This is a genomic window from Mesorhizobium sp. M8A.F.Ca.ET.021.01.1.1 (assembly GCF_003998025.1).
Lineage (GTDB): Bacteria > Pseudomonadota > Alphaproteobacteria > Rhizobiales > Rhizobiaceae > Mesorhizobium.
Genome location: NZ_RZSJ01000165.1, coordinates 1 through 10,848, shown reverse-complemented (window position 1 = coordinate 10,848; position 10,848 = coordinate 1). Strand labels below are relative to the sequence as shown.

The window sequence follows — 10,848 nt, the reverse complement described above, 5'->3', positions numbered from 1 at the left end:
GTTCGAGCGGCACATCCGTCGCCAGAACGATCATGATCGAGCCGCGTTCGGGCTCGGCGTGCCGCCTGGGATCGGGCCGGCGCCCGTCGGGCAGGACGAGGTCGCCGGGCCTGCCGAAATTCGACAGGACCAGAACGCCAAGATGATGTCCGCCGCCAAGCGCGATCTTCCTGGAGGCCGAGCCGATGCCGCCCTTGAAGCCGAAGCAGCTCATTCCCGTTCCGGCGCCGACATTGCCCTGTTCGACGGCGCCCTCACGCGCATCGGCGAGCGCGGCAAGGGCATGCTCCTCCGATATCGCCAGGGCTTGGATGTCGTTCAGCGGGCCGTCATTGCACTCACCGACCACCGGATTGACGGTTCCGGTGGTGCGGCCGATATCGGGGTTCTGGCGGATGGCGTCACGGATCAGCGCCGTGGCGCAGATGCCGACCGAGAGCGTGTTGGTCAGGAGAACAGGCGTCTCGATGGTGCCGAGTTCCTGCACCTGCATCAGCCCGATGGTCTTGCCGAAGCCGTTGATGACATGGCTTGCCGCCGTCACCTTTTTGCGGAACAGATTTCCGCCATGCGGCAGGACCGCGGTCACGCCGGTGTTGATGTCGCCGTCGCGCAGCGTGCAGTGACCGACGCGCACGCCAGGCACATCGGTGATCGCATTGTGCGTGCCCGTCGGCAAGGTGCCGCAGGTCAGGCCGAAATCAGCGACAGTCCTTGCCATGTTATTCGGCGGCCACCGGTACCGGCGGGCTGATGTCGCTGCGCCGTTCCCAGAGATGGGAAATGACAGCCACGATGACGGCAACCGCCATCGCGAAGGCGCCAACAACCGGCAGGCTGCGATAGCCGTAGCCGGCATTGAGCATGGCTGCTCCGAGCGACGCGGCCAATGCGATGCCGATATTGAAGCCGGACGGGATGAGCGAAGCGGCGAGACCGGAGGCATCCGCCGTCCAGGCCAGGATGCGGGTCTGGATGGGGGTGCCGATGGCGAAGTTGAGACCGCCCCAGACGATGATCGCGACAACCATCGGCAGGGGGTAGGGGCTGACGAGATAGATGATGGCCAGCGTCACCGCCTGCAGGGCGAGCATGGAGATCAGCGACGGCATCAGTTTCCAGTCGGACAGTTTGCCACCGAGGAAGACGCCAAGCGTGGCGCCGACGCCGTTGAGCAGCAGCACCCAGGGCACCAGGTTTTCGTCGAGCCCTGTGACCTCCAGCAGCGTTGGGGTGATGTAGGTGAACAGGCAGAACTGGCCGAGCATCAGCATCAGCATCAGGATCAGCGAGGTCCAGACCTGCTGGCGCGCCAGCACCCGAACCTCGCTGGCAAGGCTCGCCGACTTGGCCTGATATCCGGTAGCGCGCGGCAACAAAGCCGCCATGGCAAGAGTTGCCGCCACGCCCAGTGCGCCCATCACCCAGAATGTCGCGCGCCAGCCCCAGATGTTGCCGATGGCGGTGCCCGCCGGCACACCGATGACGTTGGAGACGGTGAGGCCCGACAGGATGACGGCCACCGCCATGCCGCGCTGATCCTCGCGCACCAGGCCGACGGCAACCACCATGGCAACGCCGAAATAGGCGCCATGCGCGACGGCCACGGCAATGCGCAGCAACAGCATGGAGGTGAAGTCGGGCGCCAGCGCGCAGGCCGCCTGACCGATGGTGAAGGCGACAGCGAGGCCGAGCAGCAAGGCCTTGCGCGACAGGCTCTTGGTGGCGAGCGCCAGCAGCGGCCCACCGATGGCGATGCCGCAGGCATAGCCGGAGACGAGGTAGCCGGCGGAAGGAACCGAAACGCCAAGCCCTTGCGCCACCTGCGGCAGCACGCCGGCGATGACGAATTCGGTGGTGCCGAAAGCGAAAGCGGCGATGAACAGGGCGATGAGCGGCAGCGACATGAGAAACAAACCCTCGAAATGGAAGGCTCAAACCATGGATGGCCGTGGCGGGCAATCCAGAAATTTTTGTCGCCGGTTTAGGTTTTCTTGAGCGGGGTGCAGCGATGAAGCACCAATGTCCCCCCCGAGGGGGAGATTGGCAACTTTGTCAGCTCGCCTTCAGTCTGGATCCAAAAAGCAGGCCGCGCTCTTCCAGCACGGGATAGGCCATCGACGCCAGCAGCGAGTTGATCTGCTTCAGGTCGCGGATGGTATCGAGGTGGATCGAGCTGGTTTCGACGCTTCTGGCGGTGCCTTCGCGCAGGCGCAGGAAATGGCTGGCGCTGGTTTCCTTCTCGCGGTCACGCAGCCGGTCCTTCTCCAGCACAAGCTGGCGAGCGGTCTCGGGGTCTCGCGACACCAGCACGTTGAAGGCAAGACGGGCATTGGCCAGCACCGAGCCATGGAAGGCGCACAACTCGCTCCAGCCTTCGTCGGTGAATTCCAGGCCGCGCTCGAATTTCTTCTTCACATGCACAAGCATGTTACGCACGATGATGTCGCCGACCTGCTCGAGCTTGACACAGGCGCCGATCAGCTCCTGGCAGCGCAGCGCCTCGTCTTCGGTCATCGGGTTCCTGGTCACCTTTGCGAGGTAGAGCTTTATGGCCGCGTGCCTGCGGTCGACACGGTCGTCGAGGGCCGCCAGCGCCTTGATCTTGTCCGAGTCGGCGTCCTCATAGAGTTCGATGATGCGCTTGAGCATGATCTCGACCGTCTCGCAGACCCGCACCACCTCGCGTGTGGCGTTGGCCAGAGCCTGGCTCGGCACATCGAGCGCGCTTTCGTTGAGCGCCGACAGTTCGACAACCTCGAGCGTGGCGGCAGGCGCCGGCTTGGCGCCGAGGGCCACGATCCTTTCGGAGGCTCGGTAGACCAAACCGGCCAGAGGCAGGCCGGCGAGCAGGATGATCACATTGAACAGGATATGGGCGTTGACGATCTGATCGGCCGCCGTCGAGCCGAGGAAGGCGACATGCGGCCGGAAGATCATGAACAGGATCAGCATGACCAGCGAGCCAAGCCCGCGCATCAGGAGGTTGCCGACCGGCACGACACGGACTTCGGGGCTGGCCGAGCGTGTCAGCATCGGCGCGATCAGCGACGAACCGAGATTGACCCCGAGGATAAGGACGAGGCCGAGTTCAGGGCTGATCAGGCCGCGGCCGGCCAGCGTCGCCATCAACAGCACCGCCGCGATGCTCGACTGGAACAGCCAGGTGATCATTGCCGCCAACAGGTAGGCGGTGATGGAATCGCTGGAGAAATAATTGAGGATGACCGGCAGCAGCTGGCTGTTGCGCAGCGGCTCGGACGCCTGGCCGATCATTTCCAGGGACAGGATCAAGAGGCCGATGCCGACCAGGATGCGGCCGGTCTGTCGCCAATCGCGCCGCTCGGTGGCCATGAACATCACCGTGCCCGATATCAGGCAGAGCGGCACCAACAGCGTGAGATCGAAGGTCAGCAGCTTGACCACCAGAGCAGAGCCGATCTCGGCGCCACGCACGGCCAACTGGCCGGCGGCGCCCGAGACGATGCCGGAACCGGCGAAGGAGCCGACCAGCAGCGTGACCGCGGTCGAGCTTTGCAGCGCGATCGCGAGGCCGGTGCCGGCCAGCACCGCCATGATCGGGTTGCGCATGGTGGCGCGCAGGCGATGACGCAGCACGTCGCCATAGGCGCGCTCGACGCCGGTCTTGACCATGCGGGTGGCAAACAGCATCAGCGCGACGGCGCCGGCCAGATGCAGGAGGACGACGGAACCGCTCATCGCGGCGCCTGCATGCGTGCATGGCGCTCGCTGCGGCCGGCATGGCGACGGGGGGAGAAGGCGAGGGTACGAATCATGGTCATGACAGCCTTGGAATATAGCCGGAATATTTTAGCCGAATAATAAAAATTTGTCGATTTCAAGGGGCCGCCGCGAGGCGACAGCCGGTGTCAGAAAATGGACGGGTCCGCTAGGGGTTGCACCGGCTTGAGCGGGGATCGGCCGGATCTGCGATGTTTTGGCGCCGATCTTTGTGATGATGTTCAAATCTTTTTTATAAGCAGAGGAATTCATTACACAATTGTAATGCTGCCGTTCAGTTTCGGTTCATCCCCTGGCCGTTATCCCTCCCGGCATCGACAACCAAGGAGACCTCTGATGAAACGCATTGTTCTTTCCGCCCTCGCTTTCTCGATTCTGGCCGCCACCTCGCTTGCCGGCCAGGCAGCGCCGATGAACGCGCCAGTGGCGCCGCAGTCGAACTACACCAAGGTCGACTGGCAGAAGCCTACCCACCGGGACGCCAAGAAGCGCGTCATCCAGAAGCGGTTCGTCCAGAAGAAGGTCGTCGTGAAGCGGAACAACTGGCGCAATGGCCAGAAATATTCTGGCTGGAGGCGGTACCAGCCGATCCGCGACTATGGCCGCTATGGCCTGCATCGTCCCGGCCGCGGCCAGGAATGGATCCGCGTCGGCAATGACTATGTGCTGGTCGGCATCCTCTCCGGCGTCATCTTCGGCGCGCTCGCCGCGCAATAATCATTGACGATGGCCGGCATCTCGCCGGCCCTTCGATAGAAGGCGGCCCGCGAGGGTCGCCTTCTTTTTGACTATCCGGTCTCATGCCGACCCGCCTTGCTGAAAATATCACAATATGCGATATTTAAACGGTGAAGAGGGTCATACTTCTGCCCTTGGCGGCAAAAGCGTTGCGAAAGCATCGGGTCGATGCCGAGAGGATTTTATCGAAGATCGAAACCTATGCCAGGGACGCGAGTACGCTTGCCAACAGCGTCAAGGCCTTGCAGGGATCGTCGGCGCTGCGCTTAAGGGTCGGCGACTATCGCGTGATCTTCGAAGAGACGGATCAAGAGATCATCGTGACCAAGATCGGACCGCGTGGATCGGTATATGATTGAAGGAATGCCGGGATGAACAACATCGCCTATGTCACGACGCCAGGTGGCGAGGAACTGGCCATCCTGCCGCGCAGCGAACTGGAAGCCCTTCGTGAATCGCTGGAGCATGCGCAGGCGCTTGGCGGGTTTCGTGCCGGGCAGCTTCCCGGTCTTACGCCCGATGAAGCACGAGCACTTGTTGGCGCGGTCTCTCCGCTGGCCTTCTGGCGCAGATACCGCAAGCAGACCCAGGCCGTTCTCGCTGCCTCCGTGGGCGTGACCCAGAACTATCTTTCGGATATCGAGAACGGAAAGCGCGGTGGGGACGTCACGCTTTGGCTGCGGATTGCCCGTGCTCTCGAATTGCCGATCGAGAGTTTGGTCGACGACGGCGACTGATCAGCGGACCGCGGAGTGGCCTTGCCCTGTGGAAACCGGGTATGGCCTCTATTGGGGGTCGTCTGAAATCGCGGGCATGATTATATGGTGGCGAAACGAGTTCCCCGATGCGATTTCCGCCTGCCTTCCTCGACGAGATACGCGACCGCGTGCCGATTTCACAGCTTATCGGCCAGCGCGTGGCGTGGGATCGCAAGAAGACCAACGCATCGCGCGGCGACTATTGGGCGTGCTGTCCGTTCCATGGCGAGAAGAGCCCGTCCTTCCACTGCGAGGACAAGAAGGGGCGCTATCACTGTTTCGGCTGCTCGGTCTCGGGTGACCATTTCAAGTTTCTCACCGAACTCGAAGGACTGAGTTTTCCCGAGGCGGTCGAGAAGATCGCCGACATGGCCGGCGTGCCGATGCCGGTCCGCGACGAACGGGAGGAACAGCGCGAGAAGGAACGCGCCAGCCTGACCGATGTCATGGAGATGGCGACCGCCTTCTTCCAGGAGCGTCTGCAAGGGCCGGAGGGCGCCAAGGCCCGCGCCTATCTCAGGGATCGTGGGCTGACGCCGGCGACACAGCAGTCGTTCCGGCTCGGCTTCGCGCCCGACAGCCGCAATGCGCTGAAGGAGCATCTGGCGGCCAAGGGTGTCCCGAAAGCCGATATCGAGGCCTGCGGGCTGGTGCGCCATGGCGACGACATTCCGGTCTCCTATGACTGGTTCCGCGACCGCATCATGTTCCCGATCCCGGATTCGCGCGGCAAGATCACCGCCTTTGGCGGCCGCGCCCTGGCCCCCGATGCGCTCGCCAAATACATGAACTCGCCCGACACCGAGCTCTTCCACAAGGGCAATGTGCTCTACAATTTCGCCCGCGCCCGCAAAGCCTTGGCGAAAGGCGGCACGGTCATCGCCGTCGAAGGCTATATGGATGTGATCGCGCTGGCGCAGGCGGGTTTCGAGAATGTCGTGGCGCCGCTCGGCACAGCGCTCACGGAAAACCAGCTCGAATTGTTGTGGCGCATGGCGCCGGAGCCGATGCTGTGCTTCGACGGCGACAAGGCCGGGCTGAAGGCGGCATGGCGGGCAGCCGACATGGCGCTGCCGTCAGTGCAGGCCGGACGCTCGGCGCGCTTCGCGCTGCTGCCGGAAGGCAAGGATCCCGACGATCTGGTCAAGGCCGAGGGGCCCGACGCCTTCCGCGCCGTGCTGGCCGATGCGCGGCCGCTGGTCGACCTGTTGTGGATGCGCGAAACGGCCGGCGGCGTCTTCGACACGCCGGAGCGGCGGGCCGAACTCGAGAAGACGCTGCGCGAACTTACCAGCCGCATCCGCGACGAAAGCCTGCGCTACCACTACCAGCAGGAGATGCGCGAGCGGGTGCTGAGCTTCTTCGGCTCCCAGCGCAATGCGCGGCAAGGTCGTCAGGATGGCGGCCGGCCCGGTCAACGCGGCCAGGGCAAGCCCGCGCCCGGCGGCCAATTCGCCAAGGCCGGTGGCGGCCGGATGCCGATCACCGAAAGCCTCGGCCAGTCGGCGCTGGTCAGGCGCGGCGAGGGGATGTCGGTGCGCGAGGCGACGATCATCGTGGCACTGGTCAACCACCCGGCACTGATCGACGAGAATTTCGCCCATGTCGAGTTCCTCGACCTCGCCAATTCCGACCTGACGCGGCTGCACGCCGCCATTCTCGACGCGATGGCGCATGACATGGCCAATGACCGCCACGCCGTGGTGGCGACGATCGAACGCGCCGGCTGCGCCGAGATCTGGGAGCGCGCCGTCGGCCTGATCAAGCGGGCGCGGCAATGGCCGGCGCTGGAGACGGCGGCCCTCGAGGATGCCCGCGACGCTCTGAACCAGGCGTTGCACTTGCAGCGCAGCGCGCGCACCTTACATAAGGAGCTGAAACAGGCGGAAGCGGCCCTCGAAGCGGACCCTTCGGACGAAAACTTCCGCCATCTGATCGAAATTCAGGCGCAATTTCAGGATGTACAAGCGACGGAAGCGCTGATCGAAGGATTCGGCGTTTCGTCGGGCAGGGCTGGGCGAGCCTAAGTGCAGCTGAGTGCGGGAATGAAGGCGCGGCCACGCTTCCCTTGGGGGCGAGGCGCGCTAAGTCGGGTAATTGATTCGCTTTTTTCATGCGAATCATGCCAGAGGCGCTTGACCTTCGGACAGAATGGCGGAATCAGGACGATTCGAAACGTTAACCCGCACCCGCATCGACGGGAAACAAGCGATGCAAGGTACTTGATCACTGGACAGGCGGCCCGCCTGCCACAGATATTAGGGTTAATCTGGACTTAATGTATGCTGCCCAAGAGTGGAACCCGGTTTTGGGGCAACGGCATGCACCAAACAAAAGAGTGGATGCAGTTCATGGGCCGGGTAAAGCGCGTTTAGAAAAACGGGCGTATCCGATTTGACTGGTCCGACAGCTTACGCGGCCCCGATGGCCGGCCGCTAGGAGAAGATAAAGACTATGGCGACAAAGGAAAAGGAAGAGGTCGAGACCGAACGCGAAGGCGCCACCGATGGGCCCTTGCTCGACCTTTCCGATGATGCTGTCAAGAAGATGATCAAGGCCGCCAAGAAGCGCGGCTATGTCACCATGGACGAGCTGAATTCGGTGCTGCCTTCCGAGGAAGTGACCTCCGAGCAAATCGAGGACACGATGGCGATGCTGTCCGACATGGGCATCAACGTCGTCGAGGATGACGAGCAGGGCGAAGAGGCCGAGGCGGGCGACACGGCCGCCGATGCCGAGGAAGACGCCAACGAGCTGGCCGAGCAGACCGGCACCGCCGTCGCCGCCACCACGACCAAGAAAGAGCCGACCGACCGCACCGACGATCCGGTGCGCATGTATCTGCGCGAAATGGGTTCGGTCGAGCTCCTGTCGCGCGAAGGCGAAATCGCCATCGCCAAGCGCATCGAGGCCGGCCGCGAGACCATGATCGCGGGGTTGTGCGAAAGCCCGCTGACCTTCCAGGCCATCATCATCTGGCGCGACGAGCTCAACGAATCCAAGATCCTGCTGCGCGAGATCATCGATCTCGAAGCCACCTATGCCGGCCCCGAAGCCAAGCAGGCCCCCGTTGTCGAACGCATCGAGGAAGCGCCCAAGGCCGAGGAAAAGCCGCGCCGCGGACGCGACGATGAAGACGACGTCACCAACGTCGGCGCCGACACGCGCGGCATCGGCGACGACGACGAGGAAGACGAGGACGAGGCGAGCCTGTCCCTGGCGGCGATGGAAGCGGAACTGCGCCCGCAGGTGATGGAGACGCTCGACGTCATCGCCGACACCTACAAGAAGCTGCGCAAGCTGCAGGACCAGCAGGTCGAGAACCGTCTGGCCGCCGCCGGTACTTTGTCGCCCAGCCAGGACCGCCGGCTGAAGGAACTGAAGGACCAGCTGATCAAGGCGGTGAAGTCGCTGTCGCTCAACACGGCGCGCATCGAGGCGCTGGTCGAGCAGCTCTACGACATCAACAAGCGCCTGGTGCAGAACGAAGGCAAGCTTTTGCGCCTCGCCGAAAGTTATGGCGTGCGCCGCGAGGAGTTCCTGAAGGAATATCAGGGCTCCGAGCTCGATCCGAACTGGACGCGTTCGATCGCCAATCTGACCTCGCGCGGCTGGAAGGAATTCACCAAGAACGAGAAGGATGCGATCAAGGACCTGCGCGCCGAGATCCAGCACCTGGCCACCGAAACGGCGATCTCGATCCTGGAATTCCGCAAGATCGTCAACCAGGTGCAGAAGGGCGAGCGCGAAGCCGCGATCGCCAAGAAGGAAATGGTCGAGGCCAATCTGCGCCTCGTCATCTCCATCGCCAAGAAATACACCAATCGCGGCCTGCAGTTCCTCGACCTGATCCAGGAAGGCAATATCGGCCTGATGAAGGCGGTCGATAAGTTCGAATACCGCCGCGGCTACAAGTTCTCGACCTACGCGACATGGTGGATCCGGCAGGCGATCACGCGTTCGATCGCCGACCAGGCCCGCACCATCCGCATTCCGGTGCACATGATCGAGACGATCAACAAGATCGTGCGCACCTCGCGCCAGATGCTGCACGAGATCGGCCGCGAGCCGACGCCAGAGGAACTGGCCGAAAAGCTTGCCATGCCGCTCGAAAAAGTGCGCAAGGTGTTGAAGATCGCCAAGGAGCCGATCTCGCTCGAAACGCCTGTCGGCGACGAGGAGGATTCGCATCTGGGCGACTTCATCGAGGACAAGATGGCGATCCTGCCGATCGACGCCGCGATCCAGGCCAATCTGCGCGAGACCACCACGCGCGTTTTGGCCTCGCTGACGCCGCGCGAGGAGCGCGTGCTCAGAATGCGCTTCGGCATCGGCATGAACACCGACCACACGCTGGAAGAAGTCGGCCAGCAGTTCTCGGTCACCCGCGAGCGTATCCGCCAGATCGAAGCCAAGGCGCTGCGCAAGCTCAAGCATCCGAGCCGCAGCCGCAAGCTGCGCAGCTTCCTGGACAGCTGAGTTCATTTTTGTCGCGAAGAGTTAAGGGCGCCGGTTGGCGCCCTTTTTCGTTTCAGGTGTCAAAGCAGCGGCACGTTCAGCCGCGCGCCCTTGATGATGATGCCGCCCCGGTCGCCGATCTCTATCGAGCCATAACGCTGCCGGAAGCAGTCCGGCAGCGGCCGGTCGCCGGGGATAGACAGCCACAGGCGCAGCATATGGCGCCGCTTGCCCGGTTCAGGCCAATCGCGAAAACCCGTGCGGTCGTGAAGCAGCGAATGATTGTAGACGAACTGCATGTCGCCGGGCCGAAGCCGCATCGACAGGTTCAACCGGGGATCATTGGCGAGGCTGTCGAAGAGATCCAGCGCTTCGACATGGGCGGCGGTGAGTCGCATGGCATCGGGAAAGCGTTGCGCGCTGTCGACGTACTGGCGCTGATAGATGCCGGTCAGCAGTCCGGCATGCCAGTTGAGCACCGGGATTTCGAAATAGGGCTTTTGCCCTTCCGGTATTTCGCCGCGCCGGTCGGTGGCGATCGGATCAAACAGCATGCGGACGAGATCAGGCCGTCTTTTTCGCATCTCGTTGTAGATCCTCACCGTGCTGACCAGCAGGGACTCGCCGCCTTGCATGGCGTCTTGCAGGCAAAGCAGGCCGACGACATCGGCGGAATCGGTGTGAAATGTCTGGCGCTCCGCCGTCTGGTAGATGCGCGTCCTGGTGTCCCTGGCGTCGGCGCCGATGTCGCGGACATGGCCGAGGATATGGCCCTGGGCATTCTGGGACCGCGCGCTACCCAGATGGGCGCCAACCCCGCAGAAGATCGTTGCCGCCATCTCGGCGGAATATCTTTCGACCGGGAGACCGCGCAGCACCTCGAAGCCAATACCGGCAATCAGTTTTTCGCGAAGCGCGGCAAGATGGCAGTCAAGCCGGGGCAAAGGGAAATCAGCCTGGGTCAGGCCGCCGATATCATGCGAGCCGGCAAGGAAGCTGGTTGCGGCGGCTTCCAACTCGGCTACGTCCTGCGGCTCCAGTTCGACGAGCCATGTCTCGGTGTGCCTGGCCATGTCCTCACCAGTCCACGCGGCGGGAATGTCGATCTGTACCGGTGGCAGGTCTGTTGTCT

9 protein-coding genes are annotated in these 10,848 nt (G+C 63.2%); 5 read left to right on the top strand and 4 right to left on the bottom strand.

Annotation, left to right across the window (positions count from 1 at the left end):
* The 3 genes from EOA36_RS15280 to EOA36_RS15270 all read right to left on the bottom strand — a co-directional run.
* Positions 1-721 (bottom strand): P1 family peptidase (locus tag EOA36_RS15280; protein WP_127278339.1); only part of this gene is annotated, 721 nt, incomplete at its 3' end.
* 1 nt (position 722) lies between these two features.
* Positions 723-1,907, bottom strand: a complete 1,185-nt coding sequence (locus EOA36_RS15275; protein ID WP_127278338.1) for an MFS transporter — start codon at positions 1,905-1,907, stop codon at positions 723-725.
* A gap of 148 nt (positions 1,908-2,055) precedes the next feature.
* A complete protein-coding gene (locus EOA36_RS15270) occupies positions 2,056-3,720 on the bottom strand; it encodes a Na/Pi cotransporter family protein (RefSeq protein ID WP_127278337.1) in 1,665 nt (554 codons plus the stop codon).
* 378 nt (positions 3,721-4,098) lie between these two features.
* Here EOA36_RS15270 and EOA36_RS15265 point away from each other — a divergent pair, with 378 nt between their 5' ends.
* The 5 genes from EOA36_RS15265 to rpoD all read left to right on the top strand — a co-directional run bounded on the left by EOA36_RS15265 (position 4,099) and on the right by rpoD (position 9,737).
* Complete coding sequence (locus tag EOA36_RS15265; RefSeq protein ID WP_127278336.1) at positions 4,099-4,479, top strand: RcnB family protein; 381 nt, start codon at positions 4,099-4,101, stop codon at positions 4,477-4,479.
* Positions 4,480-4,610: 131 nt separating this feature from the next.
* Positions 4,611-4,859: a type II toxin-antitoxin system RelE/ParE family toxin gene (locus EOA36_RS15260; RefSeq protein ID WP_127278335.1), complete on the top strand. Its 249-nt coding sequence runs from the start codon at positions 4,611-4,613 to the stop codon at positions 4,857-4,859.
* A 12-nt stretch (positions 4,860-4,871) separates the two neighbouring features.
* Complete coding sequence (locus EOA36_RS15255) at positions 4,872-5,237, top strand: helix-turn-helix transcriptional regulator (RefSeq protein ID WP_127278334.1); 366 nt, start codon at positions 4,872-4,874, stop codon at positions 5,235-5,237.
* A gap of 107 nt (positions 5,238-5,344) precedes the next feature.
* The gene (gene dnaG / locus EOA36_RS15250) at positions 5,345-7,285 is read left to right on the top strand and encodes a DNA primase (protein WP_127278333.1); all 1,941 of its coding nucleotides are present in this window, start codon (positions 5,345-5,347) and stop codon (positions 7,283-7,285) included.
* A gap of 427 nt (positions 7,286-7,712) precedes the next feature.
* On the top strand, positions 7,713-9,737 hold the full coding sequence (gene rpoD / locus EOA36_RS15245) for an RNA polymerase sigma factor RpoD (RefSeq protein WP_127278332.1): 2,025 nt from the start codon (positions 7,713-7,715) through the stop codon (positions 9,735-9,737).
* Between the two features lie 59 nt (positions 9,738-9,796).
* On the opposite strand, the gene EOA36_RS15240 is transcribed toward rpoD, so the two are convergent.
* Complete coding sequence (locus EOA36_RS15240) at positions 9,797-10,837, bottom strand: TauD/TfdA family dioxygenase (protein WP_189553225.1); 1,041 nt, start codon at positions 10,835-10,837, stop codon at positions 9,797-9,799.
* Between the last annotated feature and the right edge of the window lie 11 nt (positions 10,838-10,848).

Bases quoted from the DNA above. Each gene is read 5' to 3' on its own strand.
- rpoD (WP_127278332.1), top strand. From the start codon at position 7,713: ATGGCGACAAAGGAAAAGGAAGAGGTCGAGACCGAACGCGAAGGCGCC.
- EOA36_RS15270 (WP_127278337.1), bottom strand. From the start codon at position 3,720: ATGAGCGGTTCCGTCGTCCTCCTGCATCTGGCCGGCGCCGTCGCGCTG.
- EOA36_RS15275 (WP_127278338.1), bottom strand. From the start codon at position 1,907: ATGTCGCTGCCGCTCATCGCCCTGTTCATCGCCGCTTTCGCTTTCGGC.
- EOA36_RS15255 (WP_127278334.1), top strand. From the start codon at position 4,872: ATGAACAACATCGCCTATGTCACGACGCCAGGTGGCGAGGAACTGGCC.
- EOA36_RS15265 (WP_127278336.1), top strand. From the start codon at position 4,099: ATGAAACGCATTGTTCTTTCCGCCCTCGCTTTCTCGATTCTGGCCGCC.
- dnaG (WP_127278333.1), top strand. From the start codon at position 5,345: ATGCGATTTCCGCCTGCCTTCCTCGACGAGATACGCGACCGCGTGCCG.